The 25,273-nt window shown below is 69.9% G+C and carries 19 protein-coding genes; 6 read left to right on the forward strand and 13 right to left on the reverse strand.

Going from position 1 to position 25,273, the window contains the following annotated elements; translation table 11 throughout:
- Positions 1 to 4 precede the first annotated feature (4 nt).
- The gene (locus ACFJGU_RS20795) at positions 5 to 619 is read left to right on the forward strand and encodes a vitamin K epoxide reductase family protein (protein WP_382306250.1); all 615 of its coding nucleotides are present in this window, start codon (positions 5 to 7) and stop codon (positions 617 to 619) included.
- Here ACFJGU_RS20795 and ndk read toward each other — a convergent pair.
- The 5 genes from ndk to ACFJGU_RS20820 form a co-directional block, all read right to left on the reverse strand.
- Positions 616 to 1,038: a nucleoside-diphosphate kinase gene (ndk, locus tag ACFJGU_RS20800; protein ID WP_382306252.1), complete on the reverse strand. Its 423-nt coding sequence runs from the start codon at positions 1,036 to 1,038 to the stop codon at positions 616 to 618. The genes ACFJGU_RS20795 and ndk overlap by 4 nt on opposite strands.
- A 67-nt stretch (positions 1,039 to 1,105) precedes the next feature.
- Complete coding sequence (locus tag ACFJGU_RS20805; protein ID WP_382306254.1) at positions 1,106 to 1,471, reverse strand: DUF4233 domain-containing protein; 366 nt, start codon at positions 1,469 to 1,471, stop codon at positions 1,106 to 1,108.
- Positions 1,468 to 2,931, reverse strand: coding sequence for a bifunctional folylpolyglutamate synthase/dihydrofolate synthase (locus ACFJGU_RS20810; RefSeq protein WP_382306256.1), 1,464 nt, complete (start codon positions 2,929 to 2,931; stop codon positions 1,468 to 1,470). Before ACFJGU_RS20810 ends, ACFJGU_RS20805 begins: the two co-directional genes overlap by 4 nt.
- Positions 2,924 to 6,364 (reverse strand): isoleucine--tRNA ligase, encoded by a 3,441-nt coding sequence (ileS, locus tag ACFJGU_RS20815; protein WP_382306258.1) that lies wholly within the window; start codon positions 6,362 to 6,364, stop codon positions 2,924 to 2,926. The genes ACFJGU_RS20810 and ileS overlap by 8 nt, the downstream gene beginning before the upstream one ends.
- Positions 6,365 to 6,629: 265 nt before the next feature.
- Positions 6,630 to 7,256 carry a TetR/AcrR family transcriptional regulator gene (locus ACFJGU_RS20820; protein WP_382306260.1) on the reverse strand — a complete coding sequence of 209 codons (627 nt, stop codon included), beginning with the start codon at positions 7,254 to 7,256 and terminating at the stop codon, positions 6,630 to 6,632.
- A gap of 46 nt (positions 7,257 to 7,302) precedes the next feature.
- Here ACFJGU_RS20820 and ACFJGU_RS20825 point away from each other — a divergent pair, with 46 nt between their 5' ends.
- From ACFJGU_RS20825 to ACFJGU_RS20840, 4 genes are all read left to right on the forward strand, one after another.
- Complete coding sequence (locus tag ACFJGU_RS20825) at positions 7,303 to 8,991, forward strand: ABC transporter substrate-binding protein (RefSeq protein WP_382306262.1); 1,689 nt, start codon at positions 7,303 to 7,305, stop codon at positions 8,989 to 8,991.
- A gap of 146 nt (positions 8,992 to 9,137) precedes the next feature.
- The gene (locus tag ACFJGU_RS20830; RefSeq protein ID WP_382306263.1) at positions 9,138 to 10,061 is read left to right on the forward strand and encodes an ABC transporter permease; all 924 of its coding nucleotides are present in this window, start codon (positions 9,138 to 9,140) and stop codon (positions 10,059 to 10,061) included.
- Between the two features lie 514 nt (positions 10,062 to 10,575).
- Positions 10,576 to 11,514, forward strand: coding sequence for an ABC transporter permease (locus tag ACFJGU_RS20835; protein WP_382310459.1), 939 nt, complete (start codon positions 10,576 to 10,578; stop codon positions 11,512 to 11,514).
- Complete coding sequence (locus ACFJGU_RS20840) at positions 11,511 to 13,886, forward strand: dipeptide ABC transporter ATP-binding protein (RefSeq protein WP_382306265.1); 2,376 nt, start codon at positions 11,511 to 11,513, stop codon at positions 13,884 to 13,886. The genes ACFJGU_RS20835 and ACFJGU_RS20840 overlap by 4 nt, the downstream gene beginning before the upstream one ends.
- A 155-nt stretch (positions 13,887 to 14,041) precedes the next feature.
- Here ACFJGU_RS20840 and acs read toward each other — a convergent pair whose 3' ends face one another.
- Both acs and ACFJGU_RS20850 read right to left on the reverse strand, forming a co-directional pair.
- Entirely contained in the window at positions 14,042 to 16,099 is a 2,058-nt protein-coding gene (gene acs / locus ACFJGU_RS20845; protein WP_382306267.1) for an acetate--CoA ligase, read from the reverse strand.
- Positions 16,100 to 16,394: 295 nt separating this feature from the next.
- Entirely contained in the window at positions 16,395 to 17,003 is a 609-nt protein-coding gene (locus ACFJGU_RS20850) for an EXPERA domain-containing protein (protein ID WP_382306269.1), read from the reverse strand.
- A gap of 107 nt (positions 17,004 to 17,110) precedes the next feature.
- Here ACFJGU_RS20850 and ACFJGU_RS20855 point away from each other — a divergent pair, with 107 nt between their 5' ends.
- The gene (locus ACFJGU_RS20855; RefSeq protein WP_382306271.1) at positions 17,111 to 18,460 is read left to right on the forward strand and encodes an MFS transporter; all 1,350 of its coding nucleotides are present in this window, start codon (positions 17,111 to 17,113) and stop codon (positions 18,458 to 18,460) included.
- A 91-nt stretch (positions 18,461 to 18,551) separates the two neighbouring features.
- Here the strand turns inward: ACFJGU_RS20855 and ACFJGU_RS20860 are convergent, their stop codons facing one another.
- The 6 genes from ACFJGU_RS20860 to ACFJGU_RS20885 form a co-directional block, all read right to left on the reverse strand.
- On the reverse strand, positions 18,552 to 19,007 hold the full coding sequence (locus tag ACFJGU_RS20860) for a MaoC/PaaZ C-terminal domain-containing protein (protein ID WP_382306273.1): 456 nt from the start codon (positions 19,005 to 19,007) through the stop codon (positions 18,552 to 18,554).
- Between the two features lie 8 nt (positions 19,008 to 19,015).
- Complete coding sequence (gene ispG / locus ACFJGU_RS20865) at positions 19,016 to 20,143, reverse strand: flavodoxin-dependent (E)-4-hydroxy-3-methylbut-2-enyl-diphosphate synthase (RefSeq protein ID WP_382310461.1); 1,128 nt, start codon at positions 20,141 to 20,143, stop codon at positions 19,016 to 19,018.
- A 90-nt stretch (positions 20,144 to 20,233) separates the two neighbouring features.
- Positions 20,234 to 21,562, reverse strand: a complete 1,329-nt coding sequence (locus ACFJGU_RS20870) for a M50 family metallopeptidase (protein WP_382306275.1) — start codon at positions 21,560 to 21,562, stop codon at positions 20,234 to 20,236.
- A gap of 86 nt (positions 21,563 to 21,648) precedes the next feature.
- Complete coding sequence (locus ACFJGU_RS20875) at positions 21,649 to 22,734, reverse strand: 1-deoxy-D-xylulose-5-phosphate reductoisomerase (RefSeq protein WP_382306276.1); 1,086 nt, start codon at positions 22,732 to 22,734, stop codon at positions 21,649 to 21,651.
- A 48-nt stretch (positions 22,735 to 22,782) separates the two neighbouring features.
- Complete coding sequence (locus ACFJGU_RS20880) at positions 22,783 to 23,781, reverse strand: FKBP-type peptidyl-prolyl cis-trans isomerase (RefSeq protein WP_382306278.1); 999 nt, start codon at positions 23,779 to 23,781, stop codon at positions 22,783 to 22,785.
- A 42-nt stretch (positions 23,782 to 23,823) separates the two neighbouring features.
- Complete coding sequence (locus tag ACFJGU_RS20885; protein ID WP_382306280.1) at positions 23,824 to 25,236, reverse strand: DHA2 family efflux MFS transporter permease subunit; 1,413 nt, start codon at positions 25,234 to 25,236, stop codon at positions 23,824 to 23,826.
- Positions 25,237 to 25,273: the final 37 nt, after the last annotated feature.

A 25,273-nucleotide genomic window follows, 5' to 3' on the forward strand; every position in this document is an offset into this window, starting at 1 on the left:
GACCGTGCCAGCCCAGACCGAGCCCTCCCGCCGCCCCATCGGTCTTGCCGTCTTCCTCATCGTGGCGGGTGTCGTGGGCTGGTATTCGGCGTTCGATCTGACCCTGGAACGCATCCAGACGCTGATCAACCCGGACTACGTGCCGACGTGCAACATCTCGCCGCTGGTGACCTGCGGGCCGAACATGGCCAGCTGGCAGGGCTCGCTCTTCGGCTTCCCCAACCCCGTCATCGGAGTGGCCGCGTTCGTGGCGCCGATCGTCGTGGGCGTCGCCATCCTCGCCGGCGCACGCTTCGCCAAGTGGTTCTGGGTGCTGTTCAACCTGGGCTTCGCTCTGGGCCTGGCCTTCGTGGTCTGGCTGATCGGCCAGTCCATCTTCGTGCTCGGCACGCTGTGCCCGTACTGCATGCTGGTGTGGCTCGTGATGATCCCCCTGTTCCTCTATGTCACCGCGTTCAACCTCAAGGAGGGGAACTTCGGCAACGGGGCGGCCAGTCGGGAGATCGCCGCGCTGCTGTACCCGTGGGTGTGGATCGTGGCGCTGCTCGGTTACCTCGTGATCGTGGTGATGGCGCAATTGCGATTGGACGCCATCACCTCGATCATCCAGAGCCTCTAGTCGAACCAGAGCGCGAGCTCGCGCGCTGCCGACTCGGGTGAGTCGCTGCCGTGCACGAGGTTCTGCTGCACGGCGAGGCCCCAGTCGCGGGCGAGGTCGCCGCGGATGGTGCCCGGGGCTGCAGTGGTGGGATCGGTGGTGCCGGCCAGCGAGCGGAAGCCCTCGATCACGCGGTTGCCGGCGATCCGGAAGGCCACGATCGGGCCCGACTCCATGAACTCCACCAGCGGCTCGTAGAACGGCTTGCCCTGGTGCTCCTCGTAGTGCTTGGCCAGCAGCTCGCGGTCGGGCTCGATGAGCTTGACGTCGACCAGCTGGTAGCCCTTCGCCTCGATGCGGCGCAGGATCTCGCCCGTGAGGTTGCGGGCGACTCCGTCGGGCTTGACGAGGACGAGGGTTTCTTCGACGTGCGTGGTCACGATGATCCTTCCGGGGGGTGCCGCAAGATGCGGCGCGGGTTTTCCGAGAACACCCTAGCGGGCGAGCCTAGACGTCGGGTTCGGGGTCGGTGGACGCCGCGGCGGCGTTCGCGCGGTCGATCTGGGCGCCCTTCACCATGCAGTAGATCCAGAGGCCGATGAAGATCGCGGCCACGATGGCCAGGAGGGGCACCAGGATGCACGCGAGCGCGATGACACCCTGCAGCGCCCAGCCCAGGCCGTAGCCCCACGGGAAGCGCAGCAGAGCCGCGTTCGCCAGCAGGAGCACGCAGAGCGCCGCCCCACCGCCCAGCGCCAGCGGAGCGGGGAGCGCCTTCAGGCCGAAGATCACCAGGGCCGCGAAGAACATCACGACCGACTCGAACCCCAGCACGATCGCGCCGAGGTTCTGGCGAACCGAGGTGCTCCTCATTTCCAGTCCTCGGCGGCGGCGATCGTGATGACCTCGCCCACCAACGTGATCGACCCGGTGACCAGCACGGCGCCCTTCTCGCTCTCGCCCGCGAGGTCGCGCGCCTGGTCGAGGGCGGACGCGAGATCGGGCTCCACCAGCACGCGGTCGGCACCGGCGATGCGCACCACGATGGAGGCCAGTTCGTCGGGATCGATCGCGCGCTCGGACGACGACGAGGTGACCACGAAGTCGGTCACCGCCGGATCGAGGGCACGGATGATGCCCTCCACGTCCTTGTCGGCCAACACCGCGATCACGGCCACCACCTTGTCGAAGGTGAAGTACTCCCCGAGCGCGGCGGCCAGTGCCACGGCGCCGCCGGGGTTGTGGGCGGCATCCACGAGCACCGTGGGCTCGGTGCCCACCAGCTGCAGCCGGCCGGGCGAGGTGGCGGTGGCGAAACCCTCGGTGACGACCCCCTCGGTGAGGGCTTGGGTGCCACCTCCGATGAACGACTCGACGGCCGCGACGGCGACCGCCGCGTTGTGGCCCTGGTGGTTGCCGTAGAGCGGCAGGAAGATCTCACGGTACGTTCCGGCCAGCCCCCGCACGGAGACCAGCTGCCCGCCGACGGCGACCGTCGACTCCAGCAGGGCGAAACGGCCGCCCTCGACGTCGAAGGTGGACTCGGAGAGCTCGGCGGCACGCTCGAGCTCGGCCAGGGCCTCGGCGGGCTGCGACGCGCTCACCACCTGAGCGGCGGGCTTGATGATGCCCGACTTGGTGCGGGCGATCTCGGCCACCGTGTTGCCGAGGCGCGCGGTGTGGTCGAGCGAGATCGGCGTGAACACGGCCACCTGCCCGTCGGCGACGTTCGTGGAATCCCACTCGCCACCCATCCCGACCTCGATCACTGCGACATCCACCGGTGCGTCGGCGAAGGAGGCGAAGGCGAGCACGGAGAGCGCCTCGAAGAAGGTGAGATGCGGTTCGCCCGCCTCCTCGAGCTCGGTGTCGACCAGGTCGAGGAACGGCTCGATGTCGCGCCAGTTGGCGGCCAGCGCCTCGTTCGAGATCGGCACGCCGTCGATCATGATGCGCTCGTTCACGCGCTCGAGGTGCGGGCTGGTGAACAGGCCCGTGCGGAGACCCGAGGCACGGAGCAGGCTCTCGATGATGCGGCTGGTGCTGGTCTTGCCGTTGGTGCCGGTGATGTGGATGACGGGGTACGACCGCTGCGGATCGCCGAGCAGCTCCACCGCGCGCCGGGTGGCCGAGAGGCGCGGCTGGGGCGCGGCTTCGCCGAGGCGGGCGAGGAGGTCGGCGTAGACCGCGTCGCCCTCCTCCACGAACTCGTCGGGCGCCGCCAGGCCGGCCGATTCGAAGTCGCCCTCACGCTCGCCGTCGAACTCGGGGTTCTCGTCGTCCGGGTCGTCGGCGGGCGGGCCGAAGTCTCCACCGAAGAACTGATCAGACATTCTGGGTCACCGACTTCCGGCTCACGGCGATGAGGAACTCATCCTGGTTGGCGTACTTGCCCGTCGCGACCCGGGCGAAGTGCTCCGGTGTCGCGGAGGCCACGGTGCCGAGCCATTCCGAGGCGAGGACATCACGATACCCGTCGAGCGACGGGGTGTCGCGCGGCGAGTGCACCGCGAAGTCGGTGGCGAGGGTCTCCCCGGCCACGTCGACGGAGGCGCCGCCGGCCCCCGCGACGGCCGAGCCCACCGCGTCGGCATCCGCGTCGGAGAAGAAGACCAGGTCGAGGGCGATGCGGTCGCTCACGTCGAATCCGGCCGACTTGCGGGCATCCTGCACCGCCCGGATGACGTCGCGGGCCAGACCCTCGGCCTCGAGCTCAGGGGTGAGCGTGGTGTCGAGCAGCACGAAGCCGCCGCCCGGCAGGAGGGCCAGCGCGTTCGTGTGCTCCTCCGCCGAGCCGTCGCCGGATGCCGCAGCCGCCGCTTCCAGCACCAGCTCGTACTCCCCTTCCAGCAGGTCGATGCCCCCGGAAGTCACCACGCCGTTCGCCTCCGACCACTGGCCGCTGCGGGCTCCCTGGATGGCCTGCTGCACGCTCTTGCCGAGGCGAGGCCCGGCGACGCGGGCGTTCACGGTGAGCCGCGAGGTGATGCCGAACTCGGCCGCGGTGGTCTCGCTCTGGTCGACGAACGTCACGCTCTTGACGTTGAGCTCGTCTTTCAGGATGCCTTCGAACTGGGCGAGCGCCTCGGCGTCGTCGGTCACGATCGTGAGACCCGCCAGGGGCAGGCGCACCCGCAGACCATTGGCCTTGCGGAGCGACAGCACGGTCGACGAGATGGCGCGCACCGTGTCCATCGTGTGCACGAGACCGGCGTCGGCCGGGAACCGGTTCTCACTCGGCCAGTCGGTGAGGTGCACGCTGCGGCCGCCGGTGAGTCCCTTCCACATCGACTCCGCCACGAGCGGGATGAGCGGGGCCGCGACACGGGTGACCGTCTCGAGCACCGTGTAGAGCGTGTCAAAGGCGTCGTGGTCGTCGCCCGACCAGAAGCGGTCGCGCGAGCGGCGCACGTACCAGTTGGTGAGCACGTCGGCGAAGTCGCGGAGTTTCGCGGCGGCGAGCGTCGCATCCAGGGCTTCGAAGTCGGCGGTCACGCTCTGCACGAGCTCACGCGTCTTCGCGAGCAGGTAACGGTCGAGCACGTCTGTCGAATCGGTGCGCCACTGCGCCTCGTAGCCGCCCTCTTCGGCCGAGTTGGCGTAGAGGGTGAAGAAGTAATAGGTGCTCCACAGCGGCAGCAGCAGCTCGCGCACGCCCTGACGGATGCCCTCCTCGGTCACGATCAGGTTGCCGCCACGCAGAACGGGCGACGACATGAGGAACCAACGCATCGCATCCGAGCCGTCGCGGTCGAAGACCTCGGAGACATCGGGGTAGTTGCGCAGCGACTTCGACATCTTCTGCCCGTCGTTGCCGAGCACGATGCCGTGGCTGATCACGTTCTTGAACGCGGGCCGGTCGAAGAGCGCGGTGGAGAGCACGTGCATCACGTAGAACCAGCCGCGGGTCTGCCCGATGTACTCCACGATGAAGTCGGCGGGGCTATGGGTGCCGAACCAGTCCTCGTTCTCGAACGGGTAGTGCACCTGCGCGAACGGCATCGATCCCGAGTCGAACCAGACGTCGAAGACGTCCTCGATGCGGCGCATGGTGGATCGCCCGGTGGGGTCGTCGGGGTTCGGGCGGGTGAGCTCGTCGATGAAGGGGCGGTGCAGGTCGGTCTGGCCGTCGCGGTTCTTCGGGAGCGCGCCGAAGTCGGCCTCGAGCTCGGCCAGCGAGCCGTAGACGTCGACGCGCGGGTAGTTGGGGTCGTCGCTCTTCCAGACCGGGATCGGTGAACCCCAGTAGCGGTTGCGCGAGATCGACCAGTCGCGGGCGCCGGAGAGCCACTTGCCGAATTGGCCCTCCTTGACGTTCTCGGGAACCCACTCGATCTGCTGGTTGAGCTCCTCCATCCGGTCGCGGATGGTGGTGACGCGCACGAACCAGCTCGAGACCGCCTTGTAAATGAGCGGGTTGCGGCAGCGCCAGCAGTGCGGGTAGCTGTGCTCGTAGCTGGCCTGGCGAACGAGACGGCCGGCGGCGCGCAGCATCTGCGTCAGGGGCTTGTTGGCGTCGAAGACGTGCTGGCCCTCGACATCCGGAACGCTGGCGAGGAAGCGGCCGCCGTCGTCGACCGAGATGACGACCGGGATGCCTGCGGCCTCGCAGGCCTTCTGGTCTTCTTCACCGTAGGCGGGTGCCTGGTGCACGATGCCCGTTCCGTCGCCGGTGGAGACGTAGTCGGCCACGAGGATCTGCCAGGCGTTCTGGGTGCCGTACTTCTCGGTGTCGGCGTAGTAGTCCCAGATGCGGTCGTAGGCGACGCCCTCGAGATCGCGGCCGGAGTACGCCACGCGGCGGCCGGTGCCGGGCTCGGTTGCCCAGCGCTCGGAAGCGGCGAGGGCGTCGGCGGCCGACTCGTAGCCGAGGTCTTTGGCGTAGGAGCCGACGAGGTCGCGGGCGAGCAGGAACTCCTGACCCTGCAGGTTCTCCTGCACCCCGGTGCGCTCCCCCGGTGCGAGAGCGTGCGGCACCACGACATAGTGGATGTCGGGGCCGACGGCGAGGGCGAGGTTGGTCGGCAGGGTCCAGGGCGTCGTCGTCCAGGCCAGGGCCTCGACGCCGGTGAGCCCCAGCGACTCGGCGCGGGTGCCGACCAGCGGGAAGGTGACGGTGACCGTCTGGTCCTGACGCATCTTGTAGACGTCGTCGTCCATGCGCAGCTCGTGGTTCGAGAGCGGGGTCTCGTCTTTCCAGCAGTAGGGCAGCACACGGTAGCCCTCGTAGGCGAGGCCCTTCGTGTGCAGCTCCTTGAAGGCCCAGATCACGCTCTCCATGAAGGTGATGTCGAGCGTCTTGTAGTCGTTGTCGAAGTCGACCCAGCGGGCCTGGCGGGTGACGTAGTCCTGCCACTCGTGCGTGTACTTCAGCACCGACTTGCGGGAGGCCGAGTTGAAGACCTCGACGCCCATCTCCTCGATCTGGCTCTTCTCGGTGATGCCGAGCTGCTTCATCGCCTCGAGCTCGGCGGGCAGGCCGTGGGTGTCCCAGCCGAAGCGGCGCTCCACCTTCTTGCCGCGCATGGTCTGGAAGCGCGGGAAGAGGTCTTTGGCGTAGCCCGTGAGCAGGTGCCCGTAGTGGGGCAGGCCGTTCGCGAAGGGCGGGCCGTCGTAGAAGACCCACTCCGGCGCATCCGCGCGGTTCTGGATACTGGCGCGGAAGGTGTCGTCGCCCTTCCAGAACGCGAGCACGCCCTCTTCGACGGCGGGGAAGCTCGGCGAGGGCACGACGGCGCTGAACTCGTCGGAATCTTTGGGGTACATGGTTCTCCTGGACGGACGGATCTGTGCTGCACGACCCGCACTGCGTTTCTGCACTGCGGATGATGCTGCTCTGCCCACGAGGACGGATCGGAGCTCCGCTCCCCACCGTGGTACCACCTCGCTTGCCGGCGCCGCTGACACGGTGCCGACCGCTTGTTCTTAGGCGATGACGGGCCCGACCCGTTCGGTTCTACCGGGTGCTCGCGCACCGTTCTTCCGAAAGCTCCCCGGTGATCGCCGGTTCACAGCCATGTTGCAGGTAATTCTAGCGGATTCCCGGGGCACCCTGTCCGGCGGTCTCGCCGAATCCGCGGAGCACCGGATGCACGGCGCGCTCGACGTAGGAGACGAGCGGTGCGCGGGTGGGCCCGTCCGCGGCCCAGCGCCCGACGGCGGCGGCCGCGGCGCCGATCACGGCGAGTGCGATGGCGCGGGACTGCAAGGGCCGCTCCGCCGCCTCGGGATTGGCCGCCCAGAGCCGCGAGAACAGGTAGCGCTCGATCAGGTCGGCGTGGGCGAGGGCTCGCGCGAGACCGGCCGCCTTCAATTCGGCGTCGATGCCCATCACGTCGTACTGCGTCAGCACCAGCGGGGCGCGGTCGGCGGTGAAGCCGGCCGCGGTCACGAGCAAGGCCTCCTCGACCGCCCGGAGCGGGTCGTCGGAGGTGGCCCGTTCGGCCAGCGCGTCGGTCAGTGCCCGCAGGCTGGCGTCGAGTTCCACCCAGAGCAACTCGCTCTTGGAGGTGAAGTAGTTGAAGAAGGTGTTGCGGCTCACGCCGGCGCGCTGCGTGATCTGCTCGATCGTGGTCTTCGCGTAGCCGTTCTCGAGGAAGAGCTCGGAGGCGGCCTCCTCGAGCATCCGTTGCGACGATGCGCGGGGTCTGCCGGCCATCTCCGCCTCCCGGGAATAAATAGATTCAGTACAAGAATTAGACTGGATGGCGATCACAGCAGATCGCTCCCCCACCATTCCACATCAGACAGGCCCTTTCGTGTCCAGACGCACCATCTCGCTCCTCGCCGTCGCCGCGGCATCCGCTCTTCTGCTGGCCGGGTGCGCACCGGCGGCCGGCCCCGCCACGAGCACCCCCGCGGCCGGCGGCACGCTCACCTACGCCACCGGCTTCGGCGAACCCGACTGCCTCGATCCCCACAACGGCGGCAACATGCCGCAGGCCCTCGTGGGCACCAACTTCCTCGAGTCGCTTTTCTCGCAGGATGCCGACGGCACGATCGTGCCCTGGCTCGCCACCGCGGGCACCCCGTCCGCCGACGGCCTGAGCTGGGACATCACGCTTCGCGACGACGTCGAGTTCACCGACGGCACCCCGTTCGACGCGGCAGCGGTGAAGGCGAACATCGAGCAGATCCAGGATCCGGCCACCGCGTCGTCGACCGGCATCCTCGCGCTCGGCAAAGTGCAGTCGGTGGAGGTCGTCGACCCCACCACCGCGCGCTTCCACCTCTCGGAGCCCGACAGCGCGCTGCTCGAGTCGCTCGCGCAGACCTGGCTCGCCATGGAGTCGCCGGCCGGGTTGGCGCGTGGCCTCGAGGCGAACTGCGAGGCGCCGATCGGCACCGGGCCGTTCATCGTCGACAGCTGGACCAAGCAGGACAGCATCACGCTGGTGCGCAACGAGAACTACAACTCGGCACCGGCGGGCGCCGCGCACGACGGGTCGGCCTACCTCGACAAGATCGTCTGGCGCTTCATCCCCGACTCCGCGACCCGCTTCGCTGCTCTGCAGTCGGGCGAGGTCGACGTGATCGACGAGATGCAGCCCGACAACGTAGTGGCCGCCTCCACGAGCGACCAGTTCGACGTGCTGACGGGGGCGCTGCCGGGCGCATCCATCCGGCTGGAGCTCAACTCGGGCTACGCGCCGTTCGATGACGAGCGGGTGCGCAAGGCCTTCGTACACTCCGCCGATGTGAACCCGGGGATCGAGAGTCTGTTCTTCGGCACGGCCGAGCGTTCCTATTCGGTGCTGTCGTCGAGCACGCCGTATGGAGCATCCTTCCCCGACGACTTCACCATCGACACCGACCTCGCGAACCAGCTGCTCGACGAGGCGGGCTGGACCGGCCGCGACTCCGAGGGCTACCGCACGAAGGACGGACAGCGACTCGTCGTGGACTTCCCGGTCTCCACCAACCAGTCGATCCCGGCGGAGCAGTCGTTGTTCGAGCAGATCCAGGCCACGACGAAGGATGTCGGATTCGACGTCGAGCTGCACCCGCTCGACCTGTCGTCGTGGTACGCGGCGCTCGGGTCATGGGACTTCGGCGTGACCAGCGCGATCTACACGAAGAATTCGCCCGACGTGTTGCGCATCCTGTACCACTCGTCGAACATCATCCCGGCGCCGAGCGGGTACCACGCGAACAACGCGCACGTGTCGATCCCGGAGCTCGACGCGCTGCTGACCGAGGCCGGCCAGACGACGGATGACGCCACGCGGGCTTCGTTGTATGAAGACGCCCAGAAGATCCTCGCCGACGGCGCCTACGTGCTGCCGCTCTACGACCACCTGCAGAAGATCGGCTACTCCACGAAGGTGCACGGGCTCTCGCTGCTCCCGACGCTGCAGATCCCGTACTTCGGTGACGTGTGGGTTCAGCAGTAGGGGCGGGCTCCGCCGCCGCCGCCGGCGCCGCCGACGCGAATGGATGGACTCTCGGGCGCGATCGCCTCGAGGGTCCATCCATTCGTGACAAACAGCCGGTTTCTCCATCGGGTTCGACGACCGACCGGCGTCGACTCTGGCCGACGGTGCGGTGGCTGCTGCTGCGGTTGGGCGGGGCCGTCTTCGTGCTCTGGGCGGCGGCGACGCTCACGTTCTTCGGGCTGCGGCTCATTCCGGGCGACCCGGCACAGGCCATTCTCGGCGGGCCTGGATCGCAGGCCAGCGCCGAGGCGCTCGCCCAGGTGCGGGCCGAGTACGGGCTGGATCAGCCGCTGTTCGTGCAGTACATCGCGCAGCTGGGTCGGCTGGCCACGGGCGACCTCGGCACCTCGTACTCGCTGAAGACGCCGGTGCTGTCGGTGATCGGATCGCAGATCGGCGGCACGCTGCTCCTGGCCGCGCTCGCTTTGGTCGTGGCGTGGGTGATCGCTCTCGGCCTCGCGGTGTGGTCGACCAGAGGCGGGCGGGTCGCCGCCGCCGTGGGGTCGGCGCTCGAGATCGTGGCGGCCGCTGTGCCGCAGTTCTGGCTGGCGACCGTTCTGGTGCTCGTGTTCAGCACAACGCTGCGATGGTTCCCGGCGGTGAGCACGGCGGGGCCGGCCGGGCTCGTGCTGCCGGTGCTGACGCTGGCGCTGCCGCTGGCGGGGTTCCTCGGGCAGGTGATGCGCGAATCCGTTCTGGATGCGCTCGACGCGCCGTTCACGCTGTCGGCGCGGGCGCGTGGGGAGAGCGAGGGCGGTGTGCGCTGGCGGCACGTGCTGCGGCACGGCTCGCTCCCGGGCATCGCACTCTCGGGGTGGGCCTTCGGGTGGTTGATCTCGGGAGCCGTGGTGGTGGAGACGATCTTCGCGCGGCCAGGGCTCGGGCGCACGCTGCTGAACGCCGTGCAATTGCGCGACGTGCCGCTGGTGGTGGGGGTCGTGCTGGTGGTGGCGCTCGGGTACGTCGTGATGACGGTGGCGACGGATGCCGCGACCCGACTCGCCGACCCGCGGGTGAGGGCGTCGTGAGGGTGGTCGCGGCAGCGTGGGCGGCGCAGTCGGGGCCGAGGTCGCGGATGCCGGGACCGGCGGTAGCGGGATCGGCGCGGCCGGAGTCACGGAAGGCGGGACCGGCGGTGCCGGGATCGGCGCGACCGGAGTCACGGAAGGCGGGACCGGCGGTGCCGGGATCGGCGCGACCGGAGTCACGGAAGGCGGGACCGGCGGTGTCGGCATCGGCGCGGCCGGAGTCACGGATGCCGGGACCGGCGGTGTCGGCATCGGCGCGGCCGGAGTCACGGATGCCGGGACCGACGTGGGCGGCGTCGGGGTCGCGGATGCCTGGACCGGTGCGGCCGAGATCGGGGATGCCCGGACCGGCGTGGCCGGGACCGGCGCGGCCGGTGTCGCGGATGCCGAGGCCGGCGCGGCCGGTGTCGGGGATGTCGAACCGACGGAGTTCGGGGCCGGAGTTGGGCTTCGACTCTGTTGTTTCGGAGATTCGGGTCGGAACTCCGTCGGTCTCTCGGGCGGTGATGGTCGGATGAGTCTTCCCACGAGTGTGATCGGCGGAAGCGCGACGCCGCACGATCGCGGGAGCGTCGGCGCCGACGCGTCGCGCGCAGCGCAGACCGGCGCTGCCACCGCACGCGGCGGGCGCCGGCGCGGGGTGCGCGGGTTCTTCCGGGCGCTCGGGGTCGCGCAGTGGATCGCGGTCGGGTTCCTGGTGCTGCTGCTCGTGGCGGCGTTCTTCCCGTGGCTGCTGGCGCCCGGTGACCCGCTCGCCATCGACCCGGGTGACGCGTTCCGGGCGCCGGGGTGGGGGCATCCGTTCGGCACCGACGAATCGGGGCGCGACGTGTACACCCGGGTGGTGCACGGGACGGCACCCTCGCTGGTGATCGGCGTCTCGGCGACGGCCATCGGTATCCTGCTCGCTCTCGTGCTCGGTACGGCGGCCGCGCTCGGCGGGCGGGTGGTGGACTTCGGGGTGAGCCGGTTCCTCGAGGTGCTGTTCGCGTTTCCGGGGCTGCTGCTGGCGCTGCTCGTGATCACGGTCTACGGGCCGGGGATCGTGACGTCGACCATCGCGGTCGGGCTCGCGACGGCGCCGGGGTATGCGCGGATCATCCGGTCGCAGACGCGGGCGGTGGCGTCGTCGGCGTATGTGGAGGCGGCCGTGGTGCTGGGGAAGTCGCGGGGGCGCATCCTGGCGCGGCACATCCTGCCGAACGCGGTGGCGCCCGTCTTCGTGCTCGTGACGCTCGGTGTGGGGCAGGCGATCGTGTGGGCGGCGGCGCTCTCATACCTCGGGCTGGGCGCAGAACCGCCGGCGGCGGAGTGGGGCGCGATGCTGTTCGCCGGCAAGAACTACGTGACGACGGCGTGGTGGATGACGTTCTTCCCCGGGCTCGCGATCGTGCTGAGTGCTGCGGCGACGACGGTGCTGGGGCGGGCGCTGCAGCGGCGGAGTCTGCCGTGAGCGGGGTGGGCGGCGGCGGCGCGGCGCGCGACGCGGGCGGCGCACGCGCGACGAGTGGAGCCGGCGCGGGCGGCGCACGCGCGACGAGTGGAGGCGGCGCGGGCCGTGGCGACGCGGCCGGCGGTGCAGGCGCGGCGAGCGGCGGCGGCAGCGGCGGGGCGGGCACGGCGAGCGGCGGCGGCAGCGGCGGGGCGGGCGTGGCGCGCGGCGGCGGGCGCGGCAGCGGGCGCGGCGTGCAGAATCGATGGAGGATTGTCGGAAATACCGGCTCAGCCTCCGTCGTTTCGGGAAACGGGCCGCAAACTCCATCCATTCCGGGTGCGGGTGGTGCCGATAACGGCGGCGAGCCGCTGGTGCGGGTGCGGGAATTGCGCGTGGGGTTCGGGCGGCGGGACTCGGCACCCGTCGTCGACGGCGTCTCGTTCGAGTTGCACGCGGGGCGGGCACTGGCGATCGTGGGCGAATCCGGATCGGGCAAGAGTGTCACCGCGCGGTCGCTGGTGGGACTGGCCGGCGCCGGGTCGTGGCAGTCGGCCGAGGCACTCGACCTGCTCGGCGCATCCGTGCTGGGCGGATGCCGCGGCGGCGTGGACCGGGGGCTCTCGGCGGCGGCGTGGCGGCGCATCCGGGGGCGGCAGATCGGGCTGATCGTGCAGGATGCGCTCGTGTCGCTCGATCCGCTGCGACCGATCGGGCGCGAGATCGCCGACGGGCTTCGGCTCCACACGACGCTTTCCGTGGCGCAGCGGCGCGCGCGGGTGCTCGAGCTGTTGGAGTCGGTCGGGATGTCCGATCCGGCGTCGCGCATCGGCCAGCGCTCGGGCGAACTGTCGGGCGGGCTGCGGCAACGCGCGCTGATCGCGGCGGGACTCTCGGCCGATCCGCCCGTGCTGATCGCCGACGAACCCACCACGGCACTCGACGCGACGGTGCAGGCGCAGATCCTGTCGCTGCTCGAGACGGTGAAGTCGCGCGGGACGGCGCTGCTGTTCATCAGCCACGACCTCGCAGTGGTGTCGCGGATCGCCGACGAGGTGCTCGTGATGCGCGGCGGGCGCGTGGTGGAGTCGGGGCCGACGGAGGTGGTGCTCCGCGACCCGCAGCACGAGTACACCCGGGCGCTGCTGCGCGCGGTGCCCACGGGCGTGCCGCGCGGGGTGCGCCTGAGCGCGCCGGGCGAGCGCGTCAGTGCGGCGGCCGTCGCGCAAGTCGCGCCGCCCGCGGCCGGTACGGCTTCGCAGGTCGCTCCGGCCGCCACAACGTCGACGCCCGCGGACACGGAGCGTCCGACCACCGCCGCGGACGCCGCCACCACAACGACACCCGCCACCGCCGACGCGTCGCCTGCCACCGCGACTCCCACCAGCCCGGCCGGTCGTCCCGCAGCGTTCTTCGGGGGCGGCGGGAACGATGAGGAGGCGGCACGAGGCGCGGAGAGCGGTCGCACGCCGACGCCGGTGCTCGAGGTGCGCGGGGTGCGCAAGGCGTTCCCGATCCGGGGCGCGGGGCGCGGGGTCGAGCGGGTGGCGGTCGACGACGTCTCGCTCGTGCTCGAGCGGGGCACCACGCTCGGGCTCGTCGGCGAGTCCGGCTCGGGCAAGACCACGCTGGCCCGCATCGTACTGGGACTCACCACGCCCGACGCCGGCACGGTCACCCTCGAGGGCGAGGCGTGGGCTCCCCTGCCCGAACGGCTGCGACGTCCGCGTCGCAGCCGGCTCGGGGCCGTGTACCAGGATGCTCTCTCCTCCTTCGACCCGCGGCTCACCGTGCGGCAGATCCTCGGTGATGCGCGCTCGGGTCGCCGTGATTCTGTGCCGGCGAGCACGCAGATCGCGGGCGACGCTGGACGGCGCGGCGAGTCCGGACCCTCGCGGGGGCAGGCCGGCGCAGTGAACCCGCGCGACGCCACTCAGGCCGCGACGCTGCACGACGGGCGCGACGGGCGCGACAGGTGGGCAAGGCCGCGCGCATCCGTCGCCGACCTGCTCGACGACGTCGGGCTCGCCTCGTCCGTGCTCGAACGCCGCCCGCTCGAACTCTCTGGTGGACAGCGGCAGCGCGTGTCGATCGCACGCGCCCTCGCCGCCGATCCGTCCGTGCTGATCTGCGACGAACCGGTCTCGGCGCTCGACGTGTCGATCCAGGCACAGATCCTCGACCTCTTCGACGAGCTGCAGCGACGGCACGGTCTGAGTTACCTGTTCATCTCGCACGACCTCGGTGTGGTCCAGCACATGAGCGACCGGATCGCCGTGATGAAGGACGGCCGGATCGTGGAGCAGGGCGAGACGGCGACTGTTTTCGCCAGCCCCGCGCATCCGTACACGCAAGCCCTGCTCGCGGCCGCCCCGCGTCTCGCCGCGCGCTGACGACCGACCCGCGGCGCGCCAGCAGACCCTGCCCGCGACGCCCGGCGCGGCGACCGATCGCGATTTCGGGAGGAGCTGCGTGACACGACGGCCGTATACGGGCCTCGTTGCACGCAGCTCCTCCCGAAACTCGCGGAAGCCGTGACGCGAGGCGCTCAGCCGCGCACGATCGCCTGGATCTGCGCCGGCACGGCCTCGTCTTGCAAGCTGGTCGTGTCGCCGAGGGCACGCCCGTCGACGATGTCGCCCAGCAGTCGCCGCATGATCTTGCCCGACCGGGTCTTCGGCAGGTCGGGCACGAGCACGATGTCGCGCGGCTTCGCGATCGGACCGATCTCCTTCGCGACGTGTGCGCGCAGCTCGGCCCCGACCGCGGCGGCCGCTCGGCGCCATCCGTCGGCATCGTCGGCGGCGAGCGCCGAACCCTCCGCGGCGCGGCGGTCGGCGGGGATGACGAACGCCGCGATCCCCTGCCCCGTGGTGTCGTCGTGTACGCCCACCACGCCGGCCTCGCCGACGAGCGGATGCGACACCAGAGCCGACTCGATCTCGATCGTCGAGAGGCGGTGACCCGAGACATTGATGACGTCGTCGACGCGGCCGAGCAGCCAGATGTCTCCGTCGAGGTCGTACTTGGCACCGTCGCCCGAGAAGAAATAGCCCTGAGACGCGTACCGGCGCCAGTACGCGTCGAGGTAGCGCTGCGGGTTGCCCCAGACCGTACGCGCCATGCTGGGCCAGGTGCCGGCCACCACGAGGTATCCCCCGCTGCCGAACGCCACCTCGGAACCCTGCTCGTCGACCACGAGGGTGCGCAGCCCCGGCAGCGCGCGCGTGGCGGAGCCCGGCTTCAGCGTGGTGACGCCGGGCAGCGGCGCCATGATGGCGGCGCCCGTCTCCGACTGCCACCACGTGTCGACGATCGGCGCGCGCCCGGCCCCGATGTTCTCGTGGAACCACACCCACGCCTCGGGGTTGATCGCCTCGCCCACGGTGCCGAGCAGGCGGATGCTCGACAGGTCGTAGCCGGCGGGCACGCCATCCGGGAACCACGTCATTAGCGTGCGGATGAGTGTCGGCGCCGTGTAGTACGTGGTCACCCCGTAGCGCTCGATGATCTCGAAGTGCCGCGCGGTGTGGGGGCTGTTCGGGGTGCCTTCGTAGATGACCTGCGTGACGCCGTTGCTGAGCGGCCCGTAGATTTCGTAGGTGTGCGCCGTCACCCACGCGAGGTCGGCGGTGCACCAGTGCACATCGTCGGGCTTCACGTCGAACATGGCCCAGTGGGTCCAGGATGCCTGGGTGAGGTAGCCGCCGGAGGTGTGCACGAGGCCCTTGGGCTTTCCGGTCGTGCCGCTGGTGTAGATGATGAAGAGCGGGGTCTCGGCGTCGAAGTACTCGGGGGTGTGCTCGTCGGAAGCCGTGTCGACGACGTCGTGCCACCAGAGGTCGCGGCCTTCTGTCCAGGGAACATCCGGGGTCTCGTCGCCGGTGCGACGCACCACGAGCACGTGCTCGATGGCGTTGTCGCCGGCCACGGCCGCGTCGGCGTTCCGCTTCACGGGCACGGCCTGGCCGCGCCGGAACTGTCCGTCGGTGGTGACGAGCAGCTTCGCGCCGGTGTCCTCGACCCGGAACTTGAGCGCCTCGGCCGAGAAGCCGCCGAAGACGAGCGAATGGATGGCGCCCAGACGGGCCACAGCGAGGGTGATGATGACGGTCTCGGCGATCACCGGGAGGTAGATGACGACCCGGTCCCCCTTCGTGATGCCGAGGTCGGTGAGGGCATTGGCGGCCTTGGCGACCTCGCGCTGCAGTTCGGCGTAGCTGATCTCGCGCCGGTCGCCGCGCTCGCCCTCGACGTACAGGGCGATCTTGTCGCCGCGGCCGGCGTCGACGTGCCGATCGACGCAGTTCACCGCGACGTTGAGGGTGCCACCGGCGAACCACTCGGCGACGGGCACGGAGAGTTCGGCGTCGCTGCCGCCGTCGGTCGGGCGGGCGGGCGCCCAGCTGTGCGTCGTGTGCCACGGCGTCGCCCAGTCGAGCCGGCGCGCCTGCTCGGCCCAGAACTCCACGGGGTCGGCTGCCGCGGCGGCCCACAGACTCCCGTCGACGTTGGCCCGAGCCGCGAACTCCGCCGGCGCCGGATACCGCCGGCTCTCGGTCGACAGGTTGACGATGGTGTCGTTCGAAGGCGCAGCACTACTCACGCTCCGACGCTATGCGCCCCGCCCACGCGCGCCAAAACGCGCCGAAACCGGACGTAACCCACGCTACTTTTTCCCCATGCGCCTCTTCGAGCGACCGAACCACCCGTGCCCTCTCCCCATCGGCACCGCCTCCCCTGGCGCGAAGTGGACCTGCCCTTCCTGCCGCGCTCGCTACCGCCTCGACGGCGCCACGTGGGTCCAGATCCGCAAACCCCGCCGCCCCATCTGGTCAATCCTCACCGGCATCGCCGACCTCTTCACCAGCCTCCCCTGAGATGCCTTTGGCCCGAGCCGATCACCACTTCCGCGTGAAGGGCAAGGGCTTTCGCATCCGGATCAACAGCAAGATCGGGATGATGACGTAAGGCAGGTTGAAGGCCAGAAACTTCACCGGGTTCTGCGTCTGGAACTCCGGTTCGCCGAAGAACTCGACGCCGAAGACCACGACGCCCGTGATCATCGAGATCGCCGAGGCGTAGATGACGGCCGGCAGCTGGATCCAGTTGCGCCCTGTGAGCAGGCAGAACGCCAGCAGCAGGTAGAACGGGCCGTAGACGAAGGCCGAGAGCCCGGTGACGAAGCGCATCCAGATCGGCGGGTCGATGAACAGCGGATCGGCGTCGTGGCCATACCAGTAGTTCGACTGGGCCAGCCCGTTCGTCGAGTCGGCGGTGATCGGGATGCCGATGGTGGGCACGAGGTCGCTGATGCCGCTGGTGACCGTGAACAGCAGGAAGATCACCGCGAACGCGATGTCGAAGGGCCGCTGGCGAAGGGGCAGGTTGACCGGCTTCGGCGCCGTCGCCCCGCGGGCGTCGATCGTGACCTCGAGAGTCGGAAGAGGGGCGGAGGCAGCGGTGACGGCGGGCTCGGGGGCGGGCTCAGGGGTGGATTGGGCGCTCACCCCTGGATTGTACGACCCGTGCCGCCGACCACCCGTGAACGGCATGCCGAACCGGAACCGCCCGCCGTCACCCGTGTACAGTCGGTGCTCTGACGACGAAGGAACACATGCCGCACGCGCCCATCACGGCCCCGGGCCGGGGCGCCGGTCCCGGCCTCTGGCTGCTGGTCTCGACCCACACCGTCAACGACTTCTACACCGGCGCCGTCGCCGCGCTCCTGCCCTTCCTCGTGCTGGAGCAGCGCTACGACTACGCCGCCGTGGCCGGCATCACCCTCGCCGCGACCTCGCTCTCGAGCGTCGCGCAGCCCGTCTTCGGCATCCTGAGCGACCGCTTCGCCTCACGCTGGCTCATCCTGGCCGGCATGGTCGTGGCGGCCACCGGCATCGCCCTCAGCGGCGTCGTCTCGGGCTCGTACTGGCTCACCTGGGTCGTCATCGCCCTCTCCGGCATCGGCATCGCCGCCTACCACCCGGCCGCCACCATGGCCGCCCGCGAAGCCGGCGGCGGATCGAACCGCTCCATGAGCATCTTCTCGGTCGGCGGCAACGTGGGCGTCGCACTCGCACCCACGGGCGTCATCCTCACCGTCGGCACGCTCGGGCTCGCCGCCACTCCCCTGCTCGCCATCCCCGCGGTCGTCATGATCGTCGTCTACCTGCTCCGGATGCGGTCGGTACGAATGCGGTCGGTACGGATGCGCCCCCGCCCCGTCCCCACGACGCTTCCGGATGCGCCGCGAGGGCCGGCATCCGCTCCCCACGACGAGACGTGGCGCGCCGCTGCCGTCGAGCCGGCCATCGAGGTCGCGCTCGAGGAGGAGGATCAGGAGAAGGCCGATGAGTCGCGCCACCCCACGGCCTCCGACGACACCATGCCCACCACGGCCCCAAGCCCGCGCGACGACTGGCGCGCCTTCGCCTGGCTCACCCTGGTGCTCACGTTCTGGTCGGTGGCCTACGTCGGCGTCTCCTCCTTCATCTCCCTCTTCCAGATCCAGCAGTTCGGCTCCGACGAGGCCACCGCCTCGATCGCCCTCACCGTCTTCCCGGCCGCCGGCGCCGCGGGCACCCTCGCCGGCGGGTTCCTCGCCGATCGCTGGGGCCGGATGCGCACCATCCGCACTGGCTACATCGCCGCGGCACTCGGCACGGTCGCGATCGTGCTCGCACCGAACACCATCGTCGTCGTGGCGGCGACCGCCATCGTCGGCTTCACGATCTTCCTGCCCTTCGCGCCGCAGATCACGCTGTCGCACTCCTACCTGCCGAACCGCGTCGGCACGGCGAGCGGCCTGACCCTCGGCCTCACGCTCTCGCTCGGCGGTTTCCTCAACCCGTTGCTCGGTCTCCTCGCCGACCACACCACCGTGCAGACCGTCTTCGCCCTGATCGTGGCCCTGCTCGCCGTCGGCTTCGCCCTCTCGTTCGTGCTCCGAGAGCGCACCCCGCACTGAATCCAGCACACCGGCCGTCGATCCGTCAGTTGTGGTCGCTTTGAGCGCTCGAAAGCGACCACAACTGACGGATCGACGAGGTGGGGTGGAGCTACGCGACCGGGCGCACGAGCATGAGCATGTCCATGCGGCCGGACTGCACGATCTCGGAGCGCTGGTTGCGCAGGGTGAGGCGGCGCTCGACCACACCTGTCTTGCCCGACGAGGTGAGTCGCAGGCCGAGGATCTCCACGGTGCAGGTGAGAGTATCGCCGATGAAGACCGGTGCGGTGAAGCGCCAGTCGTCGATGCCGAGCAACGCCGCCGACGAGCCCTCGAACACGCCCGTGCGCGCGATCAGTCCCAGCGCGAGCGACGCGCCGTAGAGACCGTGCACGAGGCGCTGCCCGTACCGCGTCCCGGCAGCGAACTCGACGTCGGTGTGCAGCTGGTTGTTGTCGTTCGTGAGGGCGGCGAACATCACCACGTCGGTCTCGGTGACCGTCTTGCCGGGGGTGACGAAGGTCTGCCCGGTCGAGAAGTCCTCGAAGTAGTACGGAAGCGGCATCCGGTGCCCTACGCCGTGACGACCTCGGGAGACCCGACGGCGCCCGGCGGCATCTCGGCCGCGAGGCGGTTCGCCTCCTCGATGAGGGTCGCCACGATCTCCGACTCGGGCACGGTCTTGATGACCTCGCCCTTCACGAAGATCTGGCCCTTGCCGTTGCCCGAGGCGACCCCGAGGTCGGCCTCGCGGGCTTCGCCGGGGCCGTTCACGACGCATCCCATCACCGCGACGCGGAGCGGCACCGTCATGCCCTCGAGCCCGTCGGTGACGTCGTTCGCCAGCGTGTAGACGTCGACCTGGGCACGCCCGCAGGAGGGGCAGGACACGATCTCGAGCTTGCGCTCGCGGAGGTTCAGCGACTGCAGGATCTGGAGCCCCACCTTCACCTCTTCGGCCGGGGGCGCGGAGAGCGACACGCGGATGGTGTCGCCGATGCCTTCGGAGAGCAGGATGCCGAACGCGGTCGCACTCTTGATGGTGCCCTGGAACGACGGGCCGGCCTCGGTGACGCCGAGGTGCAGCGGCCAGTCCCCGCGCTCGGCGAGCAGGCGGTAGGCCTTCACCATCACGATGGGGTCGTTGTGCTTCACCGAGATCTTGAAGTCGTGGAAGTCGTGCTCCTCGAACAGCGACGCCTCCCAGACGGCGCTCTCGACGAGCGCTTCGGGGGTCGCCTTGCCGTACTTCTCGAGCAGCCGCGGGTCGAGCGAGCCGGCGTTGACGCCGATCCGGATGGAGACCCCGGCCGCCTTGGCCGCCGCCGCGATCTCGCCGACCTTGTCGTCGAACTTCCGGATGTTCCCGGGGTTCACCCGCACACCGGCGCAGCCCGCATCGATGGCGGCGAACACGTAGTTCGGCTGGAAGTGGATGTCGGCGATCACCGGGATCTGGCTTTTCTTCGCGATGATCGGCAGCGCCTCCGCGTCGTCGCGCGACGGGACCGCCACACGCACGATGTCACATCCGGATGCCGTCAGCTCGGCGATCTGCTGCAGCGTCGCGTTGATGTTCGGCGTGGGCGTCGTGGTCATCGACTGCACGCTCACGGGTGCGTCACCACCCACGAGAACCTTGCCGACCTTGATCTGGCGGGACTTGCGCCGCGGGGCCAGGGTTTCGGGAGCCTTGGGCATCCCTAAGTTGATTGCTGCCACGATTTCAGTCTAGGACCGCAATCTGAACGGCGGGTCAGCGGGAGCCGAACGGGCAGCCCGCACTCGGCATCACCCGAAGATGTTGATGGGCTTCACGATGTCGGCGTAGACCAGCAGCGCGGTCATGCCGCCGAAGAGGATGACCACCACGAAGGTGAGCGGCATCAGCTTCGCCGCATCCACCGGCCCCGGGTCCTTCCGCTTGAAGAGCTTCGCGAAGCCGCGCCGGATGGCCTCCCAGACCGCCGCCGCCACGTGCCCGCCGTCGAGCGGGGTGAGGGGCACCAGGTTGATCACGAACAGCGCGATGTTGAGCGACCCCAGCAGGCCGAGCAGGCTCGCGGCCTTCGAGGCGATCGGGATGGTGTCGATGGAGGCGATCTCGCCCGCCACCCGGCCCACGCCGACGACGCTGATGGGGCCGTTGACGTCGCGCTCGCCCGAACCGAATGCCGCCTGAGCCACGTCGTAGAGGCGCTGCGGCAGATTCGCGACGATGCCCACCGTGCTGGCGATGTTCTCGCCGATCAGGGGGAACACCGCGGTGATCGGCTGCGGCACGAGCTCTGACGCGGCACCGATGCCCACGAAGCCGACGTCTTCGGTCTGCTTCGTGCCGTCGGCGTTCTCCACCACCTGGCCCTTGTCGTCGAGCACGTACCGCTGGGTCAGCAGCGGGGTGACACGGAGGGTGGTTTCGACGCCGTCGCGGAGCACGACGAGCGGCAGGGTCTCCCCCGCCGAGTCGCGGATGATGGCGGTCGACTGCTCCCAGCTCGTGATCGGCGTGCCGTTGAGGCTCACCAGCTCGTCGCCGGGCTGCAGACCCGCTGCGGCGCCGGGCGACGGCTGGTCGCCCGACTCGCACTCCTGCCGGTCACTCGTCGCGGGGAGGACGCAGGCCGACACGCTGCCGACCGTGGTGGAGCTCTGCACCGTGCCGAAACCGACCAGCACGATCGAGAAGAACACCACGGCGAGCACGAGGTTCATGAACGGCCCCCCGAGCATCACGATGATGCGCTGCCAGACCGGTTTGCGATAGAAGGCGCGGTCTTCTTCGAGACCGATGGAGAGCTGGCTGACCTGGCGGGCATCCTGCACCATCGACTGGAAGAACCCGGTGCTGTTGGCCACCGGCTTCTCGCCCTCGCGCCGCGGCGGGAACATGCCCACCATCGAGATGTAACCGCCGAGCGGCACTGCCTTCACGCCGTACTGCGTCTCGCCCTTCGTGCGCGAGAAGATGGTCGGCCCGAAGCCGATCATGTACTGCGTCACCTTGATGCCGAAGAGCTTCGCGGGCACCAGGTGGCCGACTTCGTGCAATCCGATGGAGACGGCGACGCCGACGGCGATGATGAGCACGCCGAGAATGAACTGCAGGACCGTTTCCACACGAGGACACTACCCCGGGAGCAGAAGCGAGCGCTGATCGTTCCCTGAATGGAAGATGAGCGGATGCCCGCGGTCGCGCCCCGGCGTCACACCGCGGCGATGAAGGCGTCGGCCGTCGCCCGGGCCCACTCCTCGGACTCGGCGAGCGACTCGCGCGTGACGACGTCGGAGGGCATCTCGTGCGCGTCCACGACCCGGGCGACGGTGTCGACGATGTCGAGGAACCCGATCCGTCCGGCGTGGAAGGCCGCGACCGCCTGCTCGTTCGCCGCGTTGAAGACGGCGGGGAAGCTGCCGCCGGCGCGTCCCACCTGCTTGGCGAGCTCGACGGCCGGGAAGGCCTCCTCGTCGAGCGGCTCGAAGGTCCAGCTGTGCGAGGCGGTCCAGTCGATCGGCGTACCGACACCCGACACCCGGTTCGGCCAGTCGAGGCCGAGTGAGATCGGCAGCCGCATGTCGGGCGGTGAGGCCTGCGCGATGGTCGATCCGTCGGTGAACTCCACCATGGAGTGCACGAGCGACTGCGGATGCACCGTCACCTCGATGTCGCCGTAGGCCACGTCGAATAGCAGGTGCGCCTCGATCACCTCGAGGCCCTTGTTCACCAGTGTCGCCGAGTTCGTGGTGACCACGAGACCCATGTCCCAGGTGGGGTGGGCGAGCGCCTCGCGCGGTGTCACGTCCTTCATCGACGCCCTGCTGCGGCCGCGGAACGGACCCCCGGAGGCGGTGAGCACGAGCCGCGACACCTCCCCCGCAGTGCCGGAGCGGAGCGCCTGGGCGATGGCGGAGTGCTCCGAGTCGACGGGCACGATCTGCCCCGGTCGGGCGGCGTCGCGCACGAGGTCGCCGCCCACGATGAGGCTCTCCTTGTTGGCGAGCGCGAGCGTGCGCCCAGCCTCGAGGGTGGCGAGGGTCGGGCCCAGCCCGATCGACCCGGTGATGCCGTTCAGCACCACGTCGGCCTCGATGTCGCGCACCATCGCCTCGGCCTCGAGCGCGCCGAGTCCGGTGTCGGAGACGGCGAACTCGGCCGCCTGCGCGTCGAGGGCCGCACGGTTGCTCCCCGCGATCAGGCCCACGACGTCGAACAGCTCGGGATTCGAGCGGATGACGTCGAGCGCCTGCACGCCGATGGAACCGGTGGAGCCGAGGATGATGACGCGTCTCATAGCGCCATCATCCCATCACGGGCCCGGGTCGGCCCGGGACGGCCCGGCTCAGCCCGCGTCGGGCGTCGCCGCCGGCGGGGCCGAGGCCGACGCCAGGATGTCGATCACGAACACGAGCGTGTCGGTGCCGGTGATGCCGGCCGCGCTGTTGCCCTCGCTGCCGTAGCCCTGGTCGGGCGGGATCACCACGAGCACCTGCGAGCCGACGGTCTGGCCGATCATCGCCGCGGCGAAGCCCTTGACCACGCCGGTCGTCGGGAACGTGCGCGGGCCGCCCTGACCCCAGCTCTGGTCGAAGACCGTGCCGGTGCCCCAGACGAGACCCTGGTACTGCACGGTGACGTTGTCACCGTCGGCGACCACGGCGCCGTCGCCCTTCTTCAGCACCTCGGTCTGGAGGGTGGTGGGCGGGTCGGTCTTCGGCACGGTGACCGTGGGCGCCCCGGTGTCGTCGAGCACGACGGTCGGGAAGCCGTCCTGCGCGGGCTGGTCTTCGCCGTCGGCGCGGATCGGCACGATCGCCTCGACATCCGCGACCATGACCATGGAGTCGGTGGCGGCGATGCCGAGCTGGTCGTTGCCGGTGTCGCCGAAGCCCTCGGCGGGCGGGATGACCGCGACCACGCGCGACCCGACCGTCGAGCAGGCGACCGCGTTCACGATGCCGGGGATGAACTGCGTGTCGTCGACCGTGAGCTGCAACTGCGTGCCGCCCTCGTCGAGCGTGGAGAAGACCTGCTTGCCGCTCGTGCCGTTGTAGATGGTGAAGTCGATGGTGGCGACGTCGCCGTTCTGCACCACATCACCGTCTCCGTCGCTCACCACGGTGCGCTGGGTGGTGTCGACCGTCAGCGGACCGGTGAAGGCCGTCTTCGGCGCCGACTTGAAGTCGCCGGTGACCGTCACACCGTTCGAGGCACTGCCGGATGCGGCGGGCGTGCAGTCGCCCGCGGCGCCGGTGGCCGACGGGTCGGGCGACGCGGCGCACCCCGCGAGCAGAAGGGTGGCGGCGACGGCGGCTGCGGCCAGTGCCGGAAGTGAGCGCATGATTCCTCTTCGTGAAAATCGGGGGGATGGGGTCAGTCTGGCTCAGTCCTCTTGGCGCAAGCTGGTCACGGGCTGTGAGCGGTTTATGTGCTTCGGGTTCTGGATGCCGATGAGCGACACCAGACCGCCCGCGAAGAAGAACAGGGCCGTCACGAGCACGACGCGGTGGAATCCCACGAGGTCCAGCACCATCATCCCGGCGATGAGGCTCGCGAGGGCCACGGCGATGAGACCGGCCACCCGGGAGACCGCGTTGTTCACCGCCGAGGCGATGCCGGACCGGGCCGGATCGATGGCACCCAGGATGGCTGCGGTGAGAGGAGCGACGGTCAGCGCCATCCCGAACCCGAACACCAGCACGGCGGGGAGCACCTCGGTGAAGTAGGGCGCCTGCTCGGTGAAGCGGAGCATCAGCAGGAACCCGGTGCCCGCGATGATCGGCCCGATCGTCATGAACAGACGCGGTCCGATCCGCCCGCTCAAGCGGCCGAAGAAGCTCGAGAAGCCGATCAGCAGGAGGCTCGTGGGCACCATCGCGAAGCCTGCCCACGTGGCGCTGTAGCCGGCGACCTGCTGGAGGAAGACGGCGACGCTGAAGAAGCCGAGCGAGAGGGCGCCGTAGATGAGGAAAGTGGAGACGTTCCCCACCGAGAAGTTACGCACCCGGAAGAGTTCGAGCGGGAGCATGGGATGGGGCGTGCGGCGCTCCCAGAGCACGAACGCGGCCAGCGCGATGATGCCGACCACCATCGGCACCATGACGACGGGCGAGCCCCAGCCGAAGTTCGCCTGCTCGATCAGCGCGAACACCGGCAGGCCGAGGCCGATGATGCCGAGCACCGCGCCCACGTAGTCGATGCGGGCGCCCTCCAGGCGGGCGTGGTCGTGGTCGAGTTTCGTCAGCAGGAAGAGCGTCACGGCGATCGGGAGCACGTTGATCCCGAACACGTAGCGCCACGAGAGGGTGTCGACGAGCACACCGCCGAGGATCGGTCCGGCGATGTTCGCGACGCTCGTGAACGCCGTCCAGGTGCCGATCGCCCGGCCCTGCCCCATGCCGCTGAAGTTCGCAAGGATGAGGGCGAGCGAGCTCGGCACGAGCAGCGCCCCGGCGATGCCCTGCACGCCGCGGGCGACGATGAGGAACTCGATCGTGGGCGCGAACGCGCAGGCGAGGGAGGCGACGCCGAAGCCGATCAGACCGGCCAGCAACACCTTCTTGCGGCCGTAGACGTCGGAGAGCGATCCGGCGAGGAGGATGACGGCGCCGAGCGTCAGCAGGTAGGAGTCGACCACCCATTGCTGCGACGCGAGTTCGCCGCCGAGCTCCTTGCTGATGGCCGGGAGCGCCACGTTGATGACGGTGGCGTCGAGGAAGGAGATGAACGATGCCAGCACCGCCACCGCGAGCACGAACTTCTGCTGTCTCGTCATCGCCGTCGCGCTTTTCGCCATGGCCCCAGTCAAGCCCATCGGGGCGCTCACCGCGAAC

It is taken from the genome of Herbiconiux sp. UC225_62 (assembly GCF_042694625.1).
GTDB lineage: Bacteria > Actinomycetota > Actinomycetes > Actinomycetales > Microbacteriaceae > Herbiconiux.